Here is a 25,633-nt window from a genome sequence, read left to right on the forward strand (position 1 = left end):
GCCAGAGATTCCCTGATCCTATTTGTCGGGCTTCGAGATAGATTAATGCAACTTCGTCACTCGGATTTGAGAGGGTAAAAGTAACAGTCGCAGGTGAAGAAACAGGATGAACATCAGTATTTTCCTGTCCATTATTATTATCTAAATTCAGATCCCATGGATGATAGACGGAAACCATTAAGCAAATATGACCTGTAATCGCAGGAGTCCACAATGCTTCAGCTGTTACCTCACCATTAGTTGATCCGACTCGTGCAGGTATAGTTACTATTTTCTCACCGAATTTATACCAAGTTTTTTGGCCTGCACCCCAAAACGCCCATTCAAAGGTCACCTCTGTGTCTGTTGCTACAGCAGGTTCATCGTTGTAAATAGTTACTTTGACATTATAGGTATGTCCAACAGTTAAATCGCTAGAGGCAATAGGATCACCTGTGCCTGAATCATATAATTGGATAACAGGATTATTCCAGCGTGGATTTTCTCCACTTGGGTTTAAGTACCATGTATCGTCTGCCCATTGGCAATAGAGATGGGGATCTGGCAAAGGTTGATTAGGAAGTCTTCTAAATAGCGTTACTGCGGTTCTACCAGAGGCACTACCTTTGGCTACTACATTGAGAAAACCAATAGTCCCACTAGGAATAGTATAAGGAGAAATAGTGAATTTTCCTGTTGCATCAGTTGTTGTTGTAGTCGAAACAATACTATCTCCAAAATAAATACTAATAGTTTCCGAACTCCCAAAATTAGTTCCAGATAAAGAGGCAGTAATACCTGCTGGTCCATCAATAGGAGTAATTTCAAGAGAACCACCAAGACTAGTGACAGTAATATCATCTTGGAAGGGAATAAAGTTATGTTTTGTTACAGTTAACCTAATAGGAGTGGTTGAAGGCAAAACATTAAATATTACTTCACCAGCTGGATTAGTATATTTAACTTGATGAAGAGATCCACCATCTAAACAAACACGAGCATGGTCAATTGGATTTCCTGAATCCAAATCAGAGACTTTAATAACAAATTCTTGGTAACTTCCAGAACCTATAGCAACAGGGTATTCAACCATTAGTTCTGCTGGAACATCTGTCCACATCTCCATTTCTGGATCCCCAATGAGATGAAACATCTCAAAAGTTTGTTTGGTTTTAGGTTTATCATAGCCATAAACATTAGCCATATAAAATTTACCGTAGTTCAGCATATGACCTAAATGATAAATTTCGCCAACATTAAATGCGGGATCAAAATCAGGCCAGATAGCATCAACCATACCTCGTACTAATTGATCATTATACCCAGAATTAGAGTTTCTTGTTGAACCAATTGCCGCTACTGCACCTCCATTTGGTTGGTTAACGAATAGCTCACAAAAAGATTCAAAATTACGGGTAAGATTTCCATCATAAAATTGATCAATTTCAGCATCAAACCAGCAACTTTGACATTCTATACTCAGAACTACAGGTAATAATTCTCCATTCGTCAATGCTGCAATTTCAGGATTGCCATAGTAAGGATCCCCCCAATGGTCTGTATTACACCACCAAGAGGAGAATTCATGGTTCCAGAAATTCCTACTCCCAGCATGATCACGATGATAGACAAAAAAGCAACCATTTTCAATGATATTGGTAATGTCATTTTCATCACCATCCCATGCAAATCCATTAGCTCTCAATAAATCCACAGGAAGTGGTAAACCAGCATCATAATCAACACTATAGTTTTTCGGATCAGCTGCTCCTGCAGCAACATAAACTCTATTCACTGTATAATCATTTAGTAAATAATCACGGACTTCTTCAGATGTCAAAGTGAATCGGCGATCTTCATAATCATTAAGATCGTCATCCTGAAATTGAGCTGCTGCAAGAATATTTTGATAAAAATTAGGATCAGTAGGAGGGGAGGTTTCATAACGGACAATCTTACTTGCTACTGTCTTTAATTCATCTTCTGAATTTACAGCTAATCGTCCATAATAGATATCAGGAAAATAATCATCGCCATCTACAGTGAAATAATATAAATCGGTCGGAGTTTCAAAACCTCCATGGCCAAGTGATAGATGGGGTGTCTTATAATGAGTAGGAATAAATTCTGAATCACCTACAAGCAGGACAAAAGAAGGAGCTGGAGTCCAAGTCTCATAAGCAGACTTGATATAATTTGCAATGTCTGTAACAGTCGGATTCACAGATGGAGGCTTGATTTCTGAAGTTTTTACGATTCGGGTAATATATCCTTTTTCCTGTTTCCAATCTGCTAGTAACTGTATTTCTTCAGCAAAAATATCATATGCTATTATTAAATAGTCACATCCAGTCCGTTCTTGTCCTGGAAACTCAAAAGGATATTCTAAAGGTAAATCAAACCTATATTGATAATTTGGAACCATCATATCTAACATTTCTTCAAATGCAGGAGATAATAGTCTATCTGGTACTTCTTCAAGTTGGGCTGGATAATTATAATTGACTCTAACCTCAATCTTAGAAAAAACTCTCAAATCTTTGGAAACTGGATTAAATTGGATAGGATAAAATGTTATCGGGAGTAATCGATGCCCTCTAATAATAATTGGTTCAGATTCTAATTTTGCACATTCAGATGGAAAAAGAGTATTTGTAGTATATAACGCTGTATCCTTTGTAAATTTATATATATGAGTGTCATTTACCAGATCTTCGTGTAATTCCTGCGAAGGAATGACATTATACCCACCTAAAGTCTTTGATTGTTCATGAATGACTCTCAGCGTAAATTTAACACCCATGGGTACCTCAAAGAATCGAATTAGCTGAGGAACAGCTGGTTTGCCTTCAGACTCAAAATTACCACAATTTGGTATGGTAAGCTGATGGTAAGAGTCACCATCATCCATTTCTCGCTTCATTACATACATTCCAAAAAAGTCAGTATCGACGCAGAATCCTGTTGAATCACGTGATTTGGGCAGAATTACACTATCTTTGGGATCTCCACTAATAAAAGGAACCCAATTACTCTCTGAAAACGATTGAGAAACATTATTGAGTGGTAAGATAGCTTTATCCAATTTCTCTAATGGATCTACTTCGATGGGAATGTCAGAGATATTTAAGACGAAAATCCCTATAATTATTATCCCCACAAGAATTGTTTTTTTCATTATTTTGACCTTCGATTTCAGGTTGTCATTTATCCACAGACTAGTAAATTCCTAAATTAAAAAGCTATCCGAATAGATGAGTAAGTAGCGATTCATTCTTAACCATTCATATAATGGATAATTAAAATTAATCCAAGTTTGATGTTTTCAAATCTTGACTATGGGTATTAATCAACAGAAACAACATTGGAACTACTGAAGAATGAGGTAATATTGATTAAACTCGTATCAGAGGTCCAAATAGCATACACATTTGGTGAAGTCCAATTAGAGACAGAAAGTAGATAGTTTTGATCGATCATTAAATAGAAACAATCACAACATTTTTTACATATAGTCAGTGGTAATTCAGGAATACGTTCTGATTCTCTTAGTTTATTCATAGAAAATTGACATAAACCAGCATCAATCTTAATCCCAGACCTCTTTAACTCGAGTAAAACTGGTTCAAAGTCAAAATATAGCTGGGGACTAGGAAAACGAATAAGTACCTCTTTTTCAGCATTTGGTAACTCATGATAAATTTTTCGAATGATATATTTTCTTCCCTTAATGATAAATGCCATAGCAATAGGTATTGACGATGTTGACTCAAATAAAGGAGTCAACCGAATATTAAGCTCTGAAATAGCAACCTTTTTTTTCTTGAAATCATTTTCCACTTGCTCTAGAAGATTATGAAGACCTTCTACTAATGGTACAACAATATAATGCTTAGGTGAAGTGTTTAAAACCATTATTAAACCCATTTGTTCAAGTTCGTTTAATATAAAATAGATTCTTGAACTTTTCACTCCTGTTGCCTTACAAAGATCACTAGCAGTAGCTTCTTTCTTTTTCACTAGTTCAAGATAGACTTGTGCTAGTGATTGTGAAAGACCTGCAGTTATTAATAAGTTTACAACCTCCTCTGAGTTAAAATCTTCGTTTGAGAGTGAAATTTTAGATTTAAGACCTGCGATGGTTCTATCCTCCTTTTTTTAAATTTACTACTAACTACTATTAGTAATTAGTAGCTAATCTTTATAAGTATTTTCATCTAATTGTTTTACTGTTTGACTTATGGCGGATATGATTCATATGAATAAACAAGATTATTTTAACAAATTGTTTACAATTGGTATTTCTTATGAAAATTATTTTAATAAAATTGATAAATATAAAGATAGGATGAATTCTAGTTTTTCAGCTGGTAAAAAAGCAGTAGAAAAGCTAACTCAAGAACAAATCGCACGATTGAATGAAAAAATTCATGTACTTTGTATTGCAGAGAGTTGGTGCATTGATTGCGCAAATGGAGTACCACTAATTGCTTTACTAGCTGAGACAGTTACTAAGTGGGATTTTCGAATTGCTTCTCGTGATCAATTCAAAGAAGAATTTAGCATTTATTATTCAACTGCTGGAAGAATGAAAATCCCAGTAGTTATTTTTGCGGATGAAGACGGAGATGAAATTATACGTTGGGTTGAAAGGCCTATTCGCAGTTACCAACTATTGGGTCAATTACGTGATCAAAACCTATCAAAAGAGGAATTTATCCAAAAATATCATGATACACGAGAATTTGAACCCCCAATTGTCTCACAAGCTATTCTAAACGAATTAATTTTTATAGCAGAAAAAGCTACTTCAATAGTTCATGTTAACCCTCCTTCAAGAAAAAATTCTAGGTGAATCTAACAAAAATACAGATGAAACTAGAAGTACTTTATTACTCCTTTTATTCTAAATTAAGTTCTATTGCATCCGTTGGACATACTTCTAAGCAACGATTACAAAAATAACACTCCTGTTTCTTGCTAGTAACAGCTGCTTCTTGTGTAGGACAAATCCGCTCACAATCGCCACATTCTATACAGTTCTCAGTTCGTATATATTTTGTCCCAGTAAAACGACTGCAAAACGCTGAACCCGCCCCAAAAGGGCAAAACAACCGACACCAAGGTCGATAAACAAAAATACTACTGATAACAACTCCTATCATTGCTATAAAGGGCACACTAAAGAATAATTTAAAGATTTTAGGAATATCCACAAACCCCATCAGTGGATTGATCAATGACAACAAAGAAATTCCTCCAATCCAAGCGAAAAGGATTAGAATTGCTAAAAAGAGCCAACGAATTTTTCCAGCTGGAGAAGTTTGAATGGTTAAAAAATGACTAACTTTTTCTTGATCCTTGACAGATCGCTTAAATTTAAAGGTAGAAAATAATTCCTGAAGTGCACCTAAAGGACAGAGATAACCGCAAAAAATCCTGCCGATTAATAATGAAGAACCAAGTAAAAGTGAAAGAACTACCACGGCGGGTAAAAGATAACTTAAATCACTTTTTTGACTTATAGTAATAAGAACCTGTTGAATTGGCATCACACTATTGGGAATTCCTCCAAGTAAAAACCCACAAATTAATATGGTAATAAAACAAAAGATGGTGCTTACTCGGCGGGTCATCAATTTGGCTTCTATTAGAATGATACAAAAAAGGAATGCAACAATCCAGTAAAACAGCATTGGTACACTAAATATAACTCTAGAATCGAACGGAAGCGCTTGGTCTTGAATTAACATAGTTTTTCACTTATGAATAAAAAAAATATTCTAAAAAAGAAGGAGAAAGGACTCCCTGTATCATTATAATCAGGGAATCGTTTCAGCTTTTTTAACTGCTTGAGAAACCAGACGATCCCATAATCGAGGCCAAAGGGGAATTATTAGTAAAACAGTAGATAACACGGGAGCCATAAAGAACATAGAGAATTTTTCAAAACTCAACGAGGAAGCGGTTGCAAGAGGGTAACCTGCAGCTACTTCAAGGATAGCAGAGCCAAGAGCTAAGATACGAACCCATTCTTTATCGGATCTCCTTAAAATACCGATTGTAACAATGCCAAAACCTATAGCAGCAATCCAATTGACCCGTTGTAATTCTTTAAAGATCGGCCAACCAACAGTTTCCATACGATTTGTACTAGCAATTCCATTCAAGAAACACATGACATAAGCGATCCCTGTAATGAGAGCAAAGATCACGGTAACCCATGGAAGACTCGCAACATATCGAGTAAGAAGAAGAAATATAATCAGATTAGGAAGAAAAATAATACCCCAAACAGGAACCAATCCCATTTGCATAGCAGGAATGGTAGGCCAAAATCCTGCTAATAGACAGAGTGTGTTACCAACTACCGCTAAAGAGATTGACCAGTCTTCATTAGTGAAAAAACCATAGGCAGCTAAAGTAAAACACACCCCACCAAGAATAGAGAGGTCAGAAATGATAGGAAGGAAGTCCCTGATGATTATTTCACATCCTTCTTCTCCAAGATTATTTAATTCTGCTAGAATATATTCCTCATATGTCAGATTAAATAACAGCATTGCGCCAAAAATTCCAAGTAAAGCTCCAATAACTGAAAGAGTAATACCTAATATTCGTTTTTGATCCATTTCAAAACAACTTCTAAATTCGAATTTCGTAGAGATTGGTTTGAATGAATATTTGGCTTGGGTTAAAAAATTTTTCATGGCAAATTTTTTTAACTAGAAGATAAAGCTACTAGTGATTCTTTATGGAAGTTAATTATCGGGAATTTCTGGATTTAAAAGCGAGTCAACTGATTCTTCTTCATGCTATTATTGAGGAAGCCGCCTCCCCTCAAGAGATTGCTGACTATTTTGCCATAAATTTCCCTGAATTCTATTCAAAAGAAGCAGAAGAAGATTCTAAAGGCAAACCTTTAAATAAAAGACAGATTTTTGCTATGCTTCGTTATTTAGGTACTAAAGAATTTATAATGCGTGATCGAAGTCAAAGGTGGATGATTACGCCTAAAGGGCGTGGAGCTCTAATCCAGAATGCATTCCTAACCTTCCGAAATGTAATGCAAACGATTACGAATTCTTATTTGACTGGTTTTCTTCCACCTACAACTCAAATTGGAGGAGATCTCCAGACATGTTTATCTATTGAACCTCTAAATTTTCCAGCTTTTCCCTCTCCTGTCACCAAGAGTCGTATTAATCAATTGAAGCGAGGAGAACTATATCTTGTTGATATAGGAAGTAAAGGGTTTAGTGACTCTCAAGAGAAAATCGAGAATCTCATTCATATGCAAAATCATCTTGACAGTTTATCTGCTGAAGTTAAAGTGCGTGTAGGAGATTATCAAGGTAAATTTCGTTTTTTTCAAGAGACTCAGGCATCAACAAATACTCAAGAGTTGACAGCTAACCTAGAATTAATAGAAGAACTTGCTTCCGAAACCATTGATTCGTGTTTGGTACAATTTCTTTTTGCATTAGCTGATAATCCAAAAGGAATTCTGCAGGAAATCTATCGTGTTCTTAAACATGGACAATTTGTGATCTTAGTTGACTACACCACGGATAAATCACTCTTCCAAATTTATCAAAGGACTCTATTCCAAAATCTTGAGGAAGTGGATCTCCCTCCAACCTATCAACAAATCTTAAAACCACAAAAAGAACGAACTAAAGAAATTATTCTCTCAATTATTAAACAAACATCTTTTAAGGTTGTTGAGGTTGTTGATATTCCCAATCTTCCTCGTTTTGTACTTAGAAAGACCCAAAATAATTAAGAATAGAGTTCTTATTGATTAATACCTTCCATTAACATAATCTAAACATCATCTAATTGATGCATTTTAATTATTTTATTGGTCTTGGTCCGAATTCCTGCAGTTATTTCTTCTTGCCAGGTTTTGAGTAATGAAATAATAGCACCTTGAGATTCTATTCGTTTTAAACCTATGTCATGTTCTATTATATTCCGAGAGAAAGTGATATCAGATAATAATACCACATGGTAACCATTTGTTGAAAGATCAACGGCAGTTTGCATGATACAAACATCAGTTTCCAGTCCACAAAGAATTACGACCTTTTTTTGATATTCTTTAATTTCTTCTTGAATATCAGGTTGCCCCCAACAGGAGTAAATAAACTTATCAAAAATCTTTATTTTTTTATCTAATTCTACCATAAGTTCTTCATGAACTGTATCATTTTTTTGAATGTCCTCAGCTGTAACTACTATTGGGATATCTAAGACCTTAGCAACTCGTATTAGATGTTTTATCTTCTGAATAAATATTTCTTTTGTTTCTCCTATTAATCCATTCAAAAAGCGTTCTTGAACATCAATGATCAATATGAGACAATCTTCTTTGTTTATTAATCCTGTTGAGCGAGAAATCGGTTCTATAATCTCCATTTGAATATACCTTACTTATATTTTTTTCTTTCCTGCTTTGTTCCCTGCATTCTGATCCAAATATTATAAAAAGAAAAAAGAACCATTTAAATTAAGTCTTCCTAACAATCTATTTTAAGGGAAATTGTTTCATTCTTTTAATTAACATTTCCTTACCTGTTTCTACCATCCCTGGTCGATTATTTTCATATCCAAAGAATATGTAAGCTAAACCTGCCCGTCCATATAGGAATTTCATCCGATTCATGAAGCCAGTATTGATTTCATACTTATAATTCTTTAGAATAGCTTTTAAAAAAGAATCTCCTTCGTTAAAGAATAATAAATCTGCTGCAGGGTCATAAATTCTTGTTTCTTCAAAATCAACTATACCAGAAACATGTTTTGTTTTAGGATCATACAGGATATTTGATATATCAAAATCACCATGAATAACCTTCGGTTCAAACTCAAAATTCTCCTCTTCATCTAGAAAAATAGTAAATAATTTAGCAATCCATCTCTTTTGGGATTTAGTCAATAAAGGAAAAATTTCATCTTGGGTTTTTTGATAAAATGTTTTCCATTCTTGTTTATATCCTTTTGGGGAAAAATTTTGATTTGGAAATGACTTAGTTAATTCAGGTGAATGAAGTTGTGACAAAAATGAACTTATATCTAATGATAATTGCTTTAGTACTTCCTTCTTTAAAGATAGAAAGATCCGAGAGAGTGGAATTCCATCAAGCTTCTCATACCCCATATATGGAGAACTTGGATCATCAGAAACAAATTGGGGGGTGGGAATAGAAATATTTAAGTGTTTTTTGAGTAAAGTGAGGGTCTTGACCTCATTCCTAATTAACTGGACTCCAGAGTCATTCCTAAAATATTGGTCAGGAAAACGAAAAATAAAATCATTCTTTACTTCAAACACATTGTAAGTTCCATGATAAAAGAAATGAATATCTTCCTCTTTTAAATTTGAGAATATTCCTTGTAAAACTTTTAAAACATCTTTATTTGAAATATCTTGGGGATTTCTTTCTTCATAAAAAATTTTAGATCACCCTACTTAATTTTGAATCCCGACCAATTTTCATTTCAGGAATGTATTTGTATCGATAAGTGGGTTCATTATCTAAAATTTTTTCGATGCTTTCCAATTGATTTTTAGTTAATTTAACTCCTGATGCTTGCACGTTTTGCTCAATGTGCTCTGTTTTTGTAGCACCAGTAATAACAGAAGAAATTTCTTCCTTGCTTAAGATCCAAGCTAATGCTAATTGGTGTAGTTTTAGTTCATATTCATCGGCAAGAGTTTTTAATTGTCTTAGTTTTTCTACTTCAGAATTAGTTCTTAGTATTTTTTTCCTAGTTGTCATCATCGCACGACTATCTAAAGGTATACTCTCTAAGTATTTCCCTGTTAAAAATCCTTCAGCAAGAGGAGAAAATACAGTAATCCCAATCCCATGGTCTTTACATACATTGAACTCATGCAATTCAGGGTCACGATCTAGCATATTATACATTGGTTGTTCCACAATTGGTGGTTGACAGTATAATTCTTTTGCTACCCATTGCGCTCGTTCTAATTGATAAGAAAGCCAACAAGAAGTACCCCAATAATGAATTAACCCTTGACTAATCAAATCATCCATAGTACTTACGGTTTCAGACAATGGAGTATAATAATCAAAACGATGACAATAATAAATATCTAAATAATCTGTTTGTAATCGATCGAGGGTTCCCTCAATACTCTCCATGATATGTTTTCTGCTTAGTCCCCTGTCATTAATTTCCTCTGACATAGGATAAAAAACTTTACTTGCTATAACTAGCTTCTTTCTTTCAATAGTTGCATCAGTTAAAACATTTCCTATTATTTTCTCCGATTTACCGTTTTCATATGCGTCTGCTGTGTCGAAGAAATTAATACCTAGCTCAATGGCTCGTACTATTAAAGAATTGGTTTGTACTTCATTTAGATCATAGCCAATTGTAAGCCAAGAACCCAATCCTACCTCACTTATTCGTAATCCTGATTTTCCAACTTGCCTATATTCCATTTTTATCGATTTCTCCAATTTTATCTGTTAAAGGATTCCATAAGAACTGGTGAAAATCAATTCGATCAAGAGAATCGAAAACAACTCCTTCACTTATTAAGAGCATTTTTTGTTCTTCGTATCCCCCTTCTTTGGGTAAAGAAATTCTTCGTTGACTATTAACAACTCTATGCCACGGAAGATTTTCTTTTTCAGTTGCTGAATGTAATAGCCAAGTTACTTGGCGTGCTCCTCTTGGATTTCCAGCTAAGGCGGCAATTTGACCATAAGTTGCCACTTTTCCCTTTGGAATGGATTTAATGATATTGATAACTTCATTAGAGAAGGTACTTCGTTTAGTCATTCTGAAATTTCATCCATCATTTTAAATTTCTAAATATCGAATCAAAAAACCATTTATTTCCAAAGGGAAGATAGATAGTTTGTTTTTTTAATTTTTGAAGAAATTTGTTCTATTAGATATCTCATCTTAGAGGGTTGTCTTTTGAATGAGCTCTAAAAGGGCTTGATGAACTGATTCTGGTGCAGCTATTAAATTTTGTGAACTTATCGAAAATTTTTTACCGTTAAAATCACTTACTTTCCCTTTTGCTTCTTCTACTATTAAAGTTCCTGCTAAAATATCCCATGAATTTACTCCTGGCATGAAAAAACCACCAGTACGAGCTGCAGCAACATAAGATAATTCTAAGGCTGCTGCACCAATCTGTCGAATTCTATTATTTTTTAGTTTTAAGTTCTGGTATATTTGGATAAGTATCTTACGAGATTCGATATCTCTACCATTACAAAAGGTAATCACAGATTTTTCAATGTCTTTTTGATTATCAACAATTATGGGTTTATTATTAAGAAAAGCTCCTTTTCCTCTTATAGCCCAGAACAGTTCATCTTGTATAGGTGAATAGATTACCCCAACTTGGGCGACTCCTTTTAACAAAACGCAAATTGAAACTCCAAAAAAGGGATTACAAATTGAGAAATTTGTTGTCCCATCAAGGGGATCAATGATCCATTGGTAATTAGATGATGTTTTTTTCGTCGTACTTTCTTCACTTATAATAGAATGGGAAGGAAATGTTTTTTCAATCTCCGTTCGTAAAAAGCGATCAGCTTCCAAGTCCGCCTCAGTTACTAAACTAGAATCTGATTTATAGATTAAGGTGTTCTTTTTGCAATAATACTTCTTCAATAAATCTCCAGTGTTTCTAGCTAATTTTTTAGCAATTTTAGGAATATCTTGTTCCATCTAGACCGAACTCATTTTTAGAAATTGAACCACTTCTGTAACAGCTTCCTCAAGTACCCCATTATTTTTCACAATTAAATCAGGACTCGGCATTTCAATATCCATTTTCATACGTGCCTTTCTTTCCTGCAATCCATCATTTTGTCGATTTCTGTTACTTATTCTCTGAGTGGCTATTTCTACAGCTACTTCTATTAGAATAATTTTACACTTTGGATACTTATTCCGTGCAGTGGAAAGAATGGTTCTGGAAACATTGACAAAAACTAGGAAATCCTTTCTCAGATAATCCTCAAGTTCTATTGGGCAACCATAATATTTTCCATAGACATACCAATCTAATGCAAATTTTCCTTCTTCCTTATATTTCAGAAATTCTTCTTCAGAGATAGATGTGAAAGGTTCACTAGGATGAGGAGGTCGGGTTATCCACCGTTTAAGAACGTGAACTCTAAAATCTTCTTGAACAAGGATTTCTGCAGTTTTTAACATAATTGAGTCCTTACCACTACCAGAGTTTCCTACAAAAAAGCAAAGTTTCTCGGAATTCAACATTTAGAGAGATCAATTCCTCTTTTTCTTCTCAATGGTGATTTTTCCAGATTCTTCACCAATATAAGCGGTGGAAATCATTTGAATGAAGAAACCAGTTTCTAAAACTCCTGGGATCGCTTTTAACTTTGCATTAAGAGATTCTGGGTTCTCAATCAATCCAAAGTTCACATCAACAATAAAATTACCATTATCTGTTATGACAGGCCCTAGTTTCTTAATCCCTTGTCTAAGAGTGGGTTTACCTCCTAATTGGATGAATTTTGTCATAAGTGGTTTAAAAGCGATTGGATGTATCTCAATGGGTACACCATTCTTCCAATTAGTTCCCAAATTGAATGACCTCTTTTTATAATCCAAAACAACGATGAAATTATTTGTATTTGATGCAACGATCTTTTCTTGCAATAAACAGCCACCACCACCCTTAATAGCATTTAAATGGCTATCAATCTCATCGACACCATCAATTACTATATCTAATTCAGGATATTCTGTTAAAGATCCTATTTTCAGTTTATTTTGTGTTATAAGTTGGGAAGACTGATGAGAAGTTGGAATACATACGATATCTAATCCCCCTAATTCTCTATTCATTTGTCCCATCATATTTATTGCATAAATAATGGTTGATCCACTTCCCACTCCTACTACCATTCCCTCTTCTAAGTTATCTTTGACAGCTTGCTCAGCAACAGTTTGTTTAATTCGCTCTAAGAGTTTTTCATTAACCATTAGCTTCACTGTTAACTAAATATCTCAAGGAGAAAAAATAAAAAGATTATTAATTAATTTTCCTTTCTTCCTCCTTTAAAGCACGACGTAATACTTTACCAACTTGAGTCAAAGGTAATTCACTTCTGATTTCTATAAAATCTTCTGAATGGGGTTGTTTATACTTTACTAGCTTCTTTTGACAATATTCTAGGATTTCTGTTTTAGTAAGCTCACTTCCTTGTTTAGGGACGACAAAAATCTTCACTGTTTCGCCTACTTTTTCGTGCGGAACCCCAATACAGGCTGCATTAATAATTTTAGGATGAGCAATTAACACTTCTTCGATTTCACGAGGATATGCTTTAAATCCACCGACATCAATCATATCTTTCTTACGATCAGTTATATAGAAGTAAAAATCTTTATCATACTTTCCTATGTCTCCAGTTAGGAAGAAACGCTTTCCATCAATTATCCGTATTACTTCAGATGTTTCTTTCTCTTTTTTATAATATCCTGCAAAAACCTGTGGACCTGCTATAGCAATTTCACCCTCCTCATCAATACCTAATTGTTTGGTTCCAGTTTCTAGATCTAGAATAAGTACATCAGTATCAGGTAAAGGCAAACCAATAGATCCTTCTTTTTTAAAGGGAACCTCTCCTCTAGGAGGAGCTGCCATTGGAATAATATGGGTAACTGGTGAGGTTTCTGTTAGTCCATACCCTTCTGCAAGATTTGCTCCTGTGACAGCTTCGAACTCTCTGAGCACAGCTAGTGGAAGAGGGGCAGCTCCTGAGCTACTAGTTACTAAGGAGCTTAAATCATATTTCTTAAGATCAGGATGATTTAATAAAGCAATATATAAAGTAGGAACGGTATTAAAGAGTTGGACTTTATATTTTGAGACTAGATAAAGAATTTGAGTAAATTTATTTTCTCTGGGGTCTAGCATTAATATTAATGTTCCTGCAAAATACATACACAAGTTCATACTTGTTGTTGCACCATAAGAATGGTAAAATGGTAAAGATCCGATTCCTACTAAACTACCTCTTTCTAGTGGCGGATACATCCATACTGAACATTGATAGACATTACTTACTAGATTTCCTTGGGTTAGCATCGCAGCTTTTGGGGTCCCTGTTGTCCCTCCCGTAAACATTAGGACAGCTAGATCATCAGGAAGAACTTTAATAATGGGTCGATCCTTGGCTTGATATTGTCTGATGATCTCATATAAGTACACATCACGAGGATCTTTTACGCTAATTTTTCCCATTTTTTTACCTAAAACGCTTTTATATCCTTTCAAATATTGAGTAACAGACGCTACAACAATAAACTCTAAAGAGGTTTTTCCCTCATCTCTAACTTTCTTACATACCTCATAAGGTTGAGTTGCGGGAGAAATCATATCAGCACAGACAATTCCTCGAGCTTCACTTTGGATTAATTGTCCTTCTAACTCACTAGCGGGATATTGAAAATTTAATGAAACAACAACTGCTCCTGCTTTCAATATTCCATAATAAGCTACAACAAACTCTACCATATTCGGTAAAAAGACTGCTATTTTGTCCTTTGGTTCTATTCCTTTTGATACTAAGAATGCAGCGAATTTATCAGACTGTTCACCTAGTTCTTTATAGGTAAGTTTAGCAATTTTATCGAAGCTCATTGTCTCGAGAATTAAGGCATCACGATGAGGAAAATCGCGTACTGCTGCATCCATTAGTTCATAAAGGGCTATATTGGGATAATCCATATGTTTTGGAACTTTTTCGGGATAGAGGGGAATATTTTCGGGAGAAACCATGCATTTTGCCTTCTTCTTAAAATTTGAAATATAATAGAAACCAGATTAATTAAATTTTTTTACGAAACTCAATTCTTCCTAAATTTCATATCTAGCTCTATTTCAACGCTTTTCTTTTTATATTCTTTACTATCAATATTTTCGATTTAGAAGCTCGAATATATAAATTCAATTCATTCTACATTGTTATTTTTAGGAAAATTATGATATTTTCTTACTTTCTAGTCGAAGAACCACAGTTGGAGCAATACCGCTCATCTGGGTTAATCCTATCACCACATGTTCGGCAATAGGAAGAATAAGATGAGGAAAACTCTCCTTTATCATATTCTTGTTGATATAAAGAAGTATCACCAATTGATTCAAGAAAAGCTTCTCGTGCTATTCTTGCTTGTTTTGCTTGATGAGGCCCTTTAACGAAGAATTGTCTTAGTAAACATACCATAATAACAAGCGGGATTATAAAAAATAGGGGCGTAAAGATTAATAAAATTTCAGGTCCTGGACCCATAGAAGGTCCAGGAGTATTATTCCAGAGATCGATAAATTGAAGAAGAACAAAAACCATCAAAAATGTTCCCCCTAGAAATACAATGATAAACATAAAGGGACAAATGAAACCCATTCGCCTCATTCCATCCCCAGCTCTCTCCATATTATCATAATAACATATTGGGCAGAGAGTATGTTTTTCACTATATGAATCTGAAACCATATCATGATCTATGTCAGAAGTGGTGTAGGGTGTTTGATAGACCTTTTTACATTCTAAACAAATAAAAGCTGAACAATTTTCACATTTATCAATTGCATCCCGATTCGAATGATATCTACAAGAAAATCCAGTACTCATAAAAGATCAATTGAAATAGAACATCTTACCACAAAAAGGTTTCTATTATCTACCATAATTTATTCAACAATATCCTTATAACAATCCTTTGGATAGAAATTATTTTCCGTGATTTCATGATTTGAATACCAAACTTGAGCAAAGAAGGGATTTCTTTTTGCTTCTTCATCATAATTCCAAGGTGGAGGAAGGCATTCAGGACACCAATGACCCGCTTTTAAGATTGTATAAACCTTGCTTTCAAAATAGTGACCACTAGCACATTTCCATTTTATTTTTTGATATAAATCTCCATCCCATGATCCTGATAGACACTCACCACCCCTAAAAGCAGCTGCTTTTTGTAAATCATTTAGATCTAGCTGTATTTTCTCCTCATCATAACCATGATCAAGGCGGATCCATTCTAATTTGCTAGAATCAAGTTCAGGCAGATCAACTCCCCAATCAGGAATTGCTTCATAGGTGGCGTAATCCTTGTAAAACGCGGAAATTCGCATATCATTCCTAGTTTTATACCAATATTCTGTTCCATTTTTTGATTCGGAGACCATTTCCCGAAATTTCTTATACATGGCGCGTTCAATTCTTTTTTGAATGAAAGGAATCCTAGAACATATCCAACTAAGAAGTTTCATCCCAATAGACCGCTGATCTGTCAATCGTTGATAGTAATCTTTGTTTGATTCCCTCCAATTATGGATATAATTATTGAGAACATATGAATCTTCAAAATATTGCATATGAAAATTTCTTAATGCAAACCATCTTCTTTCAGTTACTTTTTCAAGTCTTAATCCATTAATGGCAAGAGCTCGGTTTAACATCTCATAGAAAGTAGTTCGACAAATGGATCCCCCACCCATATTGTATACGCGTTTCCAGAAATTAGAATCCTCAGGAATTTCTAGACAATTAATTAATCCTCTTCCTGCATCCTCTTTGGTGTTATTCTCCATGAAAGAATTTATTGGTTGATGAAACATAATTGGATCAAGAAGATCATCAGTTGTCATTATGAATGTTTGACGGAGTGAAGCCCAGTGTTGAATATTGGATTCTAAAACGGCTCTTTCTCCTGCGATTTTTGTTACAGCGTAGAAATCAAATATCGAGGGTTTTAAAGGATCTCCCACTCGTCCCACATGGATTGAAGGTAATCTATCCCCTGTTTCAGCCACTGTACCAATGTAAATGAGTTTAATTTTCTCCTTCCCATTCGGTTGTGATTCAATAGCCTTAATGATATGCTGTACTGCTGTTGTATTGACTGCTTTTGCCATTTCAGGATTATGATCAGCTGCTGGAGAGATAAATGCCATCGGACAAAGACACCAATCAATGTTTTTACATGCTTCTTCAACATCTGGATAATAAGTTGCATCTCCCCAAACTATTTTCAATCCATTCCCTTCTACTATTCCTTTTCCAGTTATTGGGATAATATTACATTTCTTTTCATACTTTCTAAAGAGTTCTTTGTTTTTCTGAGAAGGTCGTTGGAGCAATATGATATCATACATCTCTCTTTTTTCCCAAAGATTTTTGAAGGCTTCAAAGCCCATGGAACCAGAAGCACCAGCTAAAAATACTCTTTGCTTTTTCAATACCATCACATAAATCCAAAAATCACTATATACTCCCTTAAAACCTAATTTCTAGAAAATATTTAATAATATAATATTCATAAATTTATTTCTTAACCTAAATAAGAGACAAGGTATAAGGATTATCTATTATGCCAATGATGACTTGTGATGCGAAATGCCTTACCTGTTATTATGAAAAAGGCCGCCGCTCCAATTTTGGTATGAATGACATTATTTGGTTCTGTCCTGCCTGTAAAAGAGATTATTTCTGTGAAATAGGATTAACACAGGGATATGACCGAAATAATCAAATTATTTACTCATGTCCGCATTGTAATACTCTATTAAAACAACAAGAAGTTGATAAGATTATTATTGCCAAAAGCAATGATAAACTGAGGAAGAAAGAGGATTCCCACGAACTTTATCAAAAGGTTATGAATACAAAAGAAAAAACCAGTGGACTATTTAGAAGAAGGAAAACATCAGAAAAGACAATCACTGAGTTAGAACGGTCACAAATCAGTGAATTAACAGACAATCCAAATCTTTCTGTACCCATAATATTAGAAATTGCTAAAAGCTTTTATCAGCTTTCAGTCGATGATGAAAAAGCCTATCAATCCCCATTTATGCTATTAAATTATTTTGCATCGAAAAATACTGATCTAGTCCCTCTTCTCTACTCCTCAATTTGTCAAAATGAAGATACTCATGCTGCATTAATTATTCGTTTCACAGTTTTTTGCCATAAATGGAATTATAACAAAATCGATATAGGATCAAAATCAACTGATGATATCTATGATATTAGACTCTCTAAAGATAATGAAGAGATTCTAGTTTTTTGTTCGGAGAAACATTTAGATGTTGATACGCTAGAAGCATTTCTTAGACGACCCTTTTCGTTAAACTTTAAGGATTTTCCCAAAGTTACACAGATTTTTTTTGTTGCCAAATCTTTTTCATATGTCTCAAGGGAGATGATTAAAAAATATCATTCTGCTCTAACAGCACGAGACAAAGAACTACAAGTTTTATCTAAAGGTATGACCTGGGAAATTATTCCTCTTCGGCTCTGGAAGGAAAAACCTCATGAAATAGAATTTATAGAACTACTATTAAAATAAAAAAAAAGGGTATTTCACCTAAATTACTAAAGATAGCCCATCAATGACTAGACTGGGTGTTTCAACTCCGAAGGGAGTTACTTTTAGATTTCCACCGATCTGACGAATACTTTTTAATCCTGTATAAAAACTACCGGCAACTGAGACAGCTTTTAAAGGAGTCTTAAGTTCTCCATTTTCAATTAAGAACGCTGCATTGGCCACTGCAGAAAATTCTCCAGTTGATACATTGCTATGAAATATTCCCATTGGCATTTCTTTAATATAAACACCTCTATCAATCTGAGAGATTAATTCCTCTTCTGAAAACTTCTTGGGTTCTACTAGAAAATTAGTTGCAACAACAGCTGGTGACTCCTCATAAGGCAAACTACTAGGAAATATTCCACCACCTCGGGTACAATTACCTGTTGAATTTGTCCCAAAAATCTTTGCATAATAATGATTAAAAAGAAAACTTTTGAGAACACCATTTTCAACAATATTAGTCTTTTGTTGTGGAATGCCCTCAGCATCGATTGCATGTGTATAGGCTCCAGTAGGATTCTGACCATCATCAAGAAGGGTGAAATCAGTCACAGCTACTTGATCTCCTATACGATCTGCAAGAGGAGACAATCCTACTACAATATTACTTCCGTTTGATCCTGCACCAATTCCAGCCAGAATAAAGCAAGCTGAAGCCATATTATCCCAAACCGTAGGCAAAGATGTTGTTTCATTCAGAATCTTTCCGTTCAACAATTTAACTGCTTTTCGTGCTGCTATCTCACCAAATCCTTGAATTTCAGGAATCTTCTCACGAGAAATGGCATATTCATAAGCATCTTTCCGATCATCTCCCTCAACAGCTTGGCAATAAAAAGAGGCTCCAGAGGAAGTTATTCGACTCGCTCTTTGAACGCCATTTGAGTTGCCAACAGCAAAACCCCCCCAAAAGATTCCCATTGAAAATCCAGTCATTTTTATTCGTTCATCAACCTGTTTAGCTTCATCTATCACTTGTTGAGACATAGGGAGAAGGTCAACTGCAGAGGAGATTATTATATCATTTGATAAAATACCTTCAACTCCTCCTGGAATTGGATCAGGAAAGGATTGAAATCGTGAATCAGTTATTTTCAAGACGTCATTAAATGCTAATGCTTCCTTTATATTAGCTTTAATTCGCTCTAGATCTACTCCACTTGATGAAGAAAAGCTGATTTTCTTTTCTTTCACTCCACCAACTACACGAATAGCATTTCCAGCAATAATTCCGTCTGAACTCTCAACCACTCCCTGAGTTATATCTACACCAGATTTGTGTGCATAAAATAAATAGATTTCGTAAGCTACTTTTGAATCAAGTCCATGAGCATATTTTAATGCAGAATCAACAGTTGATAATAGCTCAGAATTTAAATTATCGAATTCCATTAAACTTGTCCTCCAAATGTTACTTCTGAAAAGATTATTTTTGGTCCCCCATCACCCACTGGTAGAGGAAATTGGTCTCCTTTCCCACATCCTCCAAAATATCCAGAACCTAATTCTAATTCTTTTGTAGCTCCTTCAACTTTTGTAAGTAAGTTTAAAATGTTACCAGAAAGACTTACCTCCCGTAATGGGTATTTTATTTCTCCATTCTCCACCCAGTATCCCCTGACAGCTTTAAAGACAAAGTTCCCATCTCCTTCGACTTGGCCTCCATATGATTGTATGGCATAAATCCCAGTCCCGAGCTTTTCTAGAGCTTCCTCCTCAGTTAAGTCTCCAGGAGCAAAATATGTATTAGTCATCCTAGGAATAGCTTGAAAAGTGAAATTAATAGCACGACAATTGCCAGTTGGAGATTGGTTCAAATGTTTAGCTGTACCACGGTTGTGTAGATAGTGCTTTAAGATCCCTTTATTAACAATAACAGTCTCTTTTGCTTTCATTCCTTGATCATCAAAAGGTACTAAAAGCCCCCCATGAGTTTTAATATCAGGTACGCCGTTGTCTATTATTGTAACTATATCAGTTCCTAAACGTTCACCGATCTTACCTGTAATGGGAGACGCTTCAATAACAACAAAATCTGCCTCCGATAAATGACCAAAGGACTCATGTGCTAAAACTCCCGTTAATTCATTTTCACTCAGGGCACGAAACTTTCCAGCAGGGCAAGCTTTAGCTTCTAATTGCTCATTAGCATTTTTCGCAGCAATCGATCCAAAATCTTCAGGCGTTTTACCCTTTTCCTCAAATATTTCTAATCCTCTTGTCCCTCCAAATCCTTTAGCTCCTATAACAAGGTCTCCTTCCTCGGTTTTTGAAGTAACTCTACACCTAAGATCAATTACTTCAAATTCCCAGTCTATTATACTTTGATCTGAATTAGTGAATAATTTTTGACCAAACATTTCTCCATATAAGGTTCGAATATTTTTGACATTTTTTCCAGCAACCTTTGCAGCCTCAGATGTTCGATCTACAAGATTAATCTTATAATCCAAATCACGAGAATTGGGGTGAATTTTGATTAAACTGCCAAATTGAGGACCTGATGATTTAGCAGTAATAGAGGGTAAAGGATCAAAATCTAAGGGTAATTGTACGCTTGGAGAAATGGATTTAGCGAGTTTAAAGGCACGGGTAACGGTATCCATAATTTCTTTTGACTCAAGGCTTGCAGTAAATGAGTAACCAGCTGCTCCTTTGTAATAACAAGTTACACCAATTCCAGAACGTTTCCGGGAAAGGATTTTACTGTAGTTTTCATTCATCTTTTCCAGAGTTCTGAGGGCTAAATCATCATATCGAACGTCAATAAAGTCTGAACCTAACTTTTCTCCGTACTCAACCCCTTTTTGTAATAATTCGAGCATTCTGTACACCTTTTTTTTGAAAATAACGCATCAGATACTATATCTTATAAACAAGATTTGAGTAAGGGGAGAATTGAAAAGTATTTCCCTGAAGACGAAAAGTTGCTAGTACGGATTTCCAAAGTTTTCCAGTAGAGTTGGAAATCTTTTAATAACGGGTCATAGAATGCCGTAAAGTACTATTTGAGTGTTTTAAAATTGTTTTGTGACAATTAATTCTCTTAATAACAATTATTTACTAGGTAAAAAGCTATAATTGTCAACTCTATCAAAAGAAATATATTTATGATAAAATAATGACAAGATTCAAGGGAAAGTAAAAATAAGCTAATATAGAGTGAATTCTTAATGGAAAGTAAAACCATAATTATTACGGGACCTACCTCTGGAATAGGTAAAGTAACAGCCCAAGAAATAGCTAAAATGGGGCACAATGTTATATTAGCCTGTCGTAATGAAGAGAAAGGAAAAAAATTAAAAGAAGAATTACAATCGGTAAAAGATAACAGTAATATTGGCCTTTATTTACTCGATCTAGGATCTTTAACCTCCATCAAGGCAATGGCAAAAAATTTTCTCTCAGAGCACTCCGAATTGGATGTATTAATAAATAATGCTGGAACTTTTCAATATAAGAGGCGTTTATCAGTAGATGGATTTGAATTAACCTTTGCTGTAAATTATCTTGGTCCATTTTTACTCACTAACCTATTATTACCGATTTTAAAACAAAGTCCATCAGGCAGGATAGTAAATGTAGCTTCTGGACTACATAAGACCGCAACCCTTGATTTATCAGATCTCCAAACTGAAAAAAGAAAATATCAGGGAATGAGTGTTTATGGAAGTTCTAAGCTCGCAAATGTGCTTTTTACTTATACACTGCATGATCATCTTCGAGAAGAAGGAAATACGACCTTGTCCGTCAATGCTGTCCATCCTGGATTTATCCGTACAAATCTTAATCGTGAGGGAGGAAGCTTCTTCCATCGATATATTTTCCACTATCTTCTCCGTCCCTTTATTACCAAATCCCCTGAAGTGGGTGCACAAACTTCTATTTACGTAGCGACTTCTCCCGAGGTTGAAGGAATTAGTGGTAAATATTTCGCTAAGTCTCAAATAACCCCTAGCTCTGAATTATCTCATGATAAAACGCTGCAAAAGAAATTATGGAATATCAGTTGCGAATTAACAAACATTTAATCTGATTAATTATCTCGATTTAGCAATTCATCTATTTTTTTTTCTAATTTAGCTAAACGCGTATCCAAAAGATTAATAATGTTCTGCAACTCCACGATTATTGCAGAAACATCAGCACTCTTTTTAGTAAGCCCTTCAGAGGTATCTAGATGAGAAGCTTGATAAGCACGTAATTGTGTTAAAATATAATCTCGAACCTCCTTATAAACTCGAATTCCTTCAAGCTTTTCTTCAGGACCCGCTTCTAATGAGGAACTCGAAACGCTTCCTCCTGCTGTTTGAATCTCAACCGTACCAATCTGGAATAACCTATCAAATAGGCCAATTCGCATATCGATGTTTGTTACGGTTCTATAGGGCACATGCTTCTCAGTAATATTGATTAAACCTTTTTTAACAACAATTTCATGTCCATGGACAATAAAATACATGTTCCTAATATAAAGATACTCTCCAATTGTATATAATATTCCTCCTATTATCCAGAGCAAAAAATAAATGATCATTAATAAAAGGAATAGATCTTGAAGAACAGGCCCTCTTGCTTGATCTATTGAACTTAGAAAGGTAATAAATAACGATAATGCTACTATCGTCGGAACTGATGTTACGAAGAATATTAAAAAAAATTGAAAATAATTTTTCCAGAGAAAATTTCGACTCGGGCGGATTATTCGGGGTTCTCTACTCATTTTGTTCATTCCTCTCACGCAATAAGATTAATTTAAGAATTTCATCAAACTTCTTTGGTATTGATGGCTGAGTCAGGTCATTTGAATTTATTCCATGCTCCTTACTAAACTGATGTAAGATATCTTTACAATCTTTTTCACAATCATCATTTCTACAGGAATGTTCTTGCCAATGTAGTAAACTTTCTTTAGTAGGGGAGTAAAACAGATAAACAAAACGATCATCTCGGAAATCATACCCTCTTAATATTCCATGATTAATTAATAAATTAAAATCTTTTTCACTTCGATCACGCTCCTCTTTAGTTATCCCTTGAGGAGAATAATCTAAAAAAGATTCGTCAGCACGAGTAAGAAGTTCTTTACGCAATTTTTTTAAAGCTAATGATTTAAATTTCGAGATAGATCTTATATCTACTTCCTTCTGCATCCTTCCATCTTTCTCTAATCGACTCCATGTTTGACGTTCCTCATTAAGAATTTTAGGGATATCTTTCAGATCTGTTCCTTGAAAAAATTCTCTCAGAACCAAATTTTCGGAATCAGTAAGAAAAATGACCAAAAAAGCTACACCAATCTTATTACTATTTTTAGTAAGGAAATATTTTATCCCTTTAAAAAAATAGCGATTCAAACAAATAAATTAATTATTTCGGCTAATCAATAGAAATACGTGATTTCTCTCTCTGATTAAATTTTATTAGATACTTTACTCCTTTTTTCCGTAAATATGCAAGCGTAGTATCAAAATTAAATGCTATGTCTTCAGGTGTATGCGCATCTGACCCTAATGTTAAAGGAATTTCTCTATTTATTAATTCACTTATAATTTCATTACTAGGATAAGGTTCACCAATGAATTTTCTAAATCCTGAAGTATTAATTTCCACAACCATCTCAGAGGATTCAATATGGTCAAGAACGGTCAGAACCTTTTGCCATACTAAGTTTGTATCCATTGGAAGTAAACCATACTTTTTAGGAACGTCTAAATGACCTATGATATCATAAAATCTCGTCTGAACCAATTCAATTAGCGAATCATAATATGAAACGTAAACATAATCAATTCCTGCTGCTTTGATTTGCGGAATGGCGACACTTTCGTCAATTGGCAAAACACTGGTTTTAAGAGTGGTAATCGCATGTATTGACCCTATTAAATAATCAAGATCATCCATAAACGGTTTTAAAGCTTTTTTATAATCAGAAAAACTTTTTTTGAAGTAATCAACCTCAGTAGCAATCTTGATCGTGATGTGACCTTCAAATTTTGCTCTTAATCGCTTACAATCAGCAATGTATTCAGGAAAATCATCCATTGGCATAGCATATTTATGAAAATATTCTGGTAAAAGATCCATTGGAAAATGATCTGAAATGCCAATTTCCTCTAAATTCTTAGTAATAGCTGCGTCAACATATGAGTCTACATGATAAAACGCATGTCTACATCTTATATTATGTGTATGGTAGTCAAATAATCGCATAATTACTCAATTTTATAACCTCTTTTTTATCCAGCTATTCTTAATTGTTTTCACATAGAAAAATTAAAGAAAGTTGAAGAAGAGATTTTTAGATACGGGATTATTTAATGTTTTAGAAAAAATTCTTGATGCTAGGATTACTTCTTTGCATGAGTTCGATTATTACTGCAAGTTCTAATCTTCTCTCGATTCCTAATATTCCAAAATACAATCTTTCTGTCTCAAAAACTTCCTATCAAACGATTCCTCAAGAAGTACCTTTACCACTTGGAGAAGGAGTTATGCTTCAATCATTTTATTGGATGACACCTGATATTGGAAAATGGTGGAATATGCTTGAGGATCATGTACCTGAGTTTGTTACAACTGGTTTTGATTCTCTTTGGGTTCCTCCTCCGAGTAAAACACAGATAGGAGATGCAGGGACAAATGGATATGAACCCTATGATTATTATGATCTTGGGGAGTTTGCTCAAAAAGGACGAACAAGAACGCGATATGGAACTCGAGCAGAGCTTGAAAGCCTAATTGAAACAGCTAATTCTTTAGAGCTTGCTATAATTGCAGATATTGTTATCAATCATAATGTAGGTGGAGAATTAGAGTATAATCCCTTTTTAGCAGACTTTTCTTATACTAATTTTGAGAATATAGCCAGTGGAAGATTTCCCAGAAACTATTCTCACTTCTATCCAAATGATTATGGAGTCCAAGATAATTATCACTTCGCAAACTTTCCTGACTTATCGCACAAACACCCTTATGTCAGAAGTGAAATTTTAAAGTGGGCACAATGGCTCAGAGATGAGATTGGTTTCGATGGCTGGCGTTTTGATGTTGCATTAGGAATTGATCCTGATATGTTAGGAGAATGGATGGAACAAACTGGGGGATGGGGTGTGGCTGAGTATTGGGGAGGAACATTGTTAGATCTATTGAACTATCTAGACCTTGGAAATAATTCCTTTTCTGCATTTGATTTCCCATTTCTATATGAATTAAAACAGATGGCTAAAGGAAAGGGATTCTA

The 25,633-nt window shown here is 34.6% G+C and carries 24 protein-coding genes; 5 read left to right on the forward strand and 19 right to left on the reverse strand.

Going from position 1 to position 25,633, the window contains the following annotated elements; translation table 11 throughout:
• On the reverse strand, positions 1 to 3,157 hold a 3,157-nt coding region (locus ACWVCY_RS03585; RefSeq protein WP_455140322.1), incomplete at its 3' end, for a C25 family cysteine peptidase.
• Positions 3,158 to 3,324: 167 nt separating this feature from the next.
• Positions 3,325 to 4,119, reverse strand: a complete 795-nt coding sequence (locus ACWVCY_RS03590) for a TrmB family transcriptional regulator (protein ID WP_455140352.1) — start codon at positions 4,117 to 4,119, stop codon at positions 3,325 to 3,327.
• 118 nt (positions 4,120 to 4,237) lie between these two features.
• On the opposite strand from ACWVCY_RS03590, the gene ACWVCY_RS03595 reads away from it, so the two are divergent.
• Positions 4,238 to 4,834, forward strand: coding sequence for a thioredoxin family protein (locus ACWVCY_RS03595; RefSeq protein ID WP_455140323.1), 597 nt, complete (start codon positions 4,238 to 4,240; stop codon positions 4,832 to 4,834).
• Positions 4,835 to 4,880: 46 nt separating this feature from the next.
• On the opposite strand, the gene ACWVCY_RS03600 is transcribed toward ACWVCY_RS03595, so the two are convergent.
• Positions 4,881 to 5,732: a 4Fe-4S binding protein gene (locus ACWVCY_RS03600; RefSeq protein WP_455140324.1), complete on the reverse strand. Its 852-nt coding sequence runs from the start codon at positions 5,730 to 5,732 to the stop codon at positions 4,881 to 4,883.
• 69 nt (positions 5,733 to 5,801) lie between these two features.
• Positions 5,802 to 6,611 carry a hypothetical protein gene (locus tag ACWVCY_RS03605; protein ID WP_455140325.1) on the reverse strand — a complete coding sequence of 270 codons (810 nt, stop codon included), beginning with the start codon at positions 6,609 to 6,611 and terminating at the stop codon, positions 5,802 to 5,804.
• A 122-nt stretch (positions 6,612 to 6,733) separates the two neighbouring features.
• Between ACWVCY_RS03605 and ACWVCY_RS03610 the strand changes: the two genes are divergently transcribed.
• Complete coding sequence (locus tag ACWVCY_RS03610; protein WP_455140326.1) at positions 6,734 to 7,765, forward strand: methyltransferase domain-containing protein; 1,032 nt, start codon at positions 6,734 to 6,736, stop codon at positions 7,763 to 7,765.
• A gap of 41 nt (positions 7,766 to 7,806) precedes the next feature.
• Here the strand turns inward: ACWVCY_RS03610 and ACWVCY_RS03615 are convergent, their stop codons facing one another.
• The 10 genes from ACWVCY_RS03615 to ACWVCY_RS03660 form a co-directional block, all read right to left on the reverse strand.
• Positions 7,807 to 8,400, reverse strand: coding sequence for an isochorismatase family protein (locus ACWVCY_RS03615; protein ID WP_455140327.1), 594 nt, complete (start codon positions 8,398 to 8,400; stop codon positions 7,807 to 7,809).
• 109 nt (positions 8,401 to 8,509) lie between these two features.
• A complete protein-coding gene (locus ACWVCY_RS03620) occupies positions 8,510 to 9,316 on the reverse strand; it encodes a phosphotransferase family protein (protein ID WP_455140328.1) in 807 nt (268 codons plus the stop codon).
• Between the two features lie 124 nt (positions 9,317 to 9,440).
• On the reverse strand, positions 9,441 to 10,454 hold the full coding sequence (locus ACWVCY_RS03625; protein WP_455140329.1) for an aldo/keto reductase family protein: 1,014 nt from the start codon (positions 10,452 to 10,454) through the stop codon (positions 9,441 to 9,443).
• Positions 10,444 to 10,797: an MGMT family protein gene (locus ACWVCY_RS03630; protein WP_455140330.1), complete on the reverse strand. Its 354-nt coding sequence runs from the start codon at positions 10,795 to 10,797 to the stop codon at positions 10,444 to 10,446. Before ACWVCY_RS03630 ends, ACWVCY_RS03625 begins: the two co-directional genes overlap by 11 nt.
• 126 nt (positions 10,798 to 10,923) lie before the next feature.
• The gene (locus tag ACWVCY_RS03635) at positions 10,924 to 11,703 is read right to left on the reverse strand and encodes an inositol monophosphatase family protein (RefSeq protein WP_455140331.1); all 780 of its coding nucleotides are present in this window, start codon (positions 11,701 to 11,703) and stop codon (positions 10,924 to 10,926) included.
• On the reverse strand, positions 11,704 to 12,195 hold the full coding sequence (locus ACWVCY_RS03640) for a hypothetical protein (protein ID WP_455140332.1): 492 nt from the start codon (positions 12,193 to 12,195) through the stop codon (positions 11,704 to 11,706). It abuts the gene before it with no gap.
• A gap of 72 nt (positions 12,196 to 12,267) precedes the next feature.
• A complete protein-coding gene (rpiA, locus tag ACWVCY_RS03645) occupies positions 12,268 to 12,990 on the reverse strand; it encodes a ribose 5-phosphate isomerase A (protein ID WP_455140333.1) in 723 nt (240 codons plus the stop codon).
• 49 nt (positions 12,991 to 13,039) lie between these two features.
• Positions 13,040 to 14,791 (reverse strand): long-chain-fatty-acid--CoA ligase, encoded by a 1,752-nt coding sequence (locus ACWVCY_RS03650; protein ID WP_455140334.1) that lies wholly within the window; start codon positions 14,789 to 14,791, stop codon positions 13,040 to 13,042.
• 214 nt (positions 14,792 to 15,005) lie between these two features.
• Positions 15,006 to 15,644: a hypothetical protein gene (locus tag ACWVCY_RS03655; RefSeq protein ID WP_455140335.1), complete on the reverse strand. Its 639-nt coding sequence runs from the start codon at positions 15,642 to 15,644 to the stop codon at positions 15,006 to 15,008.
• Between the two features lie 59 nt (positions 15,645 to 15,703).
• A complete protein-coding gene (locus ACWVCY_RS03660; protein ID WP_455140336.1) occupies positions 15,704 to 17,251 on the reverse strand; it encodes an NAD-dependent epimerase/dehydratase family protein in 1,548 nt (515 codons plus the stop codon).
• Positions 17,252 to 17,382: 131 nt separating this feature from the next.
• Here ACWVCY_RS03660 and ACWVCY_RS03665 point away from each other — a divergent pair, with 131 nt between their 5' ends.
• Positions 17,383 to 18,363, forward strand: coding sequence for a hypothetical protein (locus tag ACWVCY_RS03665; RefSeq protein ID WP_455140337.1), 981 nt, complete (start codon positions 17,383 to 17,385; stop codon positions 18,361 to 18,363).
• Positions 18,364 to 18,381: 18 nt separating this feature from the next.
• Here the strand turns inward: ACWVCY_RS03665 and ACWVCY_RS03670 are convergent, their stop codons facing one another.
• Both ACWVCY_RS03670 and ACWVCY_RS03675 read right to left on the reverse strand, forming a co-directional pair.
• Positions 18,382 to 19,782, reverse strand: a complete 1,401-nt coding sequence (locus ACWVCY_RS03670) for a TldD/PmbA family protein (protein ID WP_455140339.1) — start codon at positions 19,780 to 19,782, stop codon at positions 18,382 to 18,384.
• Entirely contained in the window at positions 19,782 to 21,215 is a 1,434-nt protein-coding gene (locus tag ACWVCY_RS03675; RefSeq protein WP_455140341.1) for a TldD/PmbA family protein, read from the reverse strand. The genes ACWVCY_RS03670 and ACWVCY_RS03675 overlap by 1 nt, the downstream gene beginning before the upstream one ends.
• A 348-nt stretch (positions 21,216 to 21,563) precedes the next feature.
• Here ACWVCY_RS03675 and ACWVCY_RS03680 point away from each other — a divergent pair, with 348 nt between their 5' ends.
• Complete coding sequence (locus ACWVCY_RS03680; protein ID WP_455140342.1) at positions 21,564 to 22,421, forward strand: SDR family oxidoreductase; 858 nt, start codon at positions 21,564 to 21,566, stop codon at positions 22,419 to 22,421.
• 5 nt (positions 22,422 to 22,426) lie between these two features.
• Here the strand turns inward: ACWVCY_RS03680 and ACWVCY_RS03685 are convergent, their stop codons facing one another.
• The 3 genes from ACWVCY_RS03685 to hisJ form a co-directional block, all read right to left on the reverse strand.
• Positions 22,427 to 23,113 (reverse strand): PH domain-containing protein, encoded by a 687-nt coding sequence (locus ACWVCY_RS03685; RefSeq protein ID WP_455140344.1) that lies wholly within the window; start codon positions 23,111 to 23,113, stop codon positions 22,427 to 22,429.
• Positions 23,106 to 23,675 carry a hypothetical protein gene (locus ACWVCY_RS03690; RefSeq protein WP_455140346.1) on the reverse strand — a complete coding sequence of 190 codons (570 nt, stop codon included), beginning with the start codon at positions 23,673 to 23,675 and terminating at the stop codon, positions 23,106 to 23,108. The genes ACWVCY_RS03685 and ACWVCY_RS03690 overlap by 8 nt, the downstream gene beginning before the upstream one ends.
• Before the next feature lie 94 nt (positions 23,676 to 23,769).
• Complete coding sequence (gene hisJ / locus ACWVCY_RS03695) at positions 23,770 to 24,603, reverse strand: histidinol-phosphatase HisJ (RefSeq protein WP_455140348.1); 834 nt, start codon at positions 24,601 to 24,603, stop codon at positions 23,770 to 23,772.
• Positions 24,604 to 24,752: 149 nt separating this feature from the next.
• Here hisJ and ACWVCY_RS03700 point away from each other — a divergent pair.
• On the forward strand, positions 24,753 to 25,633 hold an 881-nt coding region (locus ACWVCY_RS03700; protein ID WP_455140350.1), incomplete at its 3' end, for an alpha-amylase family glycosyl hydrolase.

The sequence above is a fragment of the Candidatus Hodarchaeum mangrovi genome, from assembly GCF_975850365.1.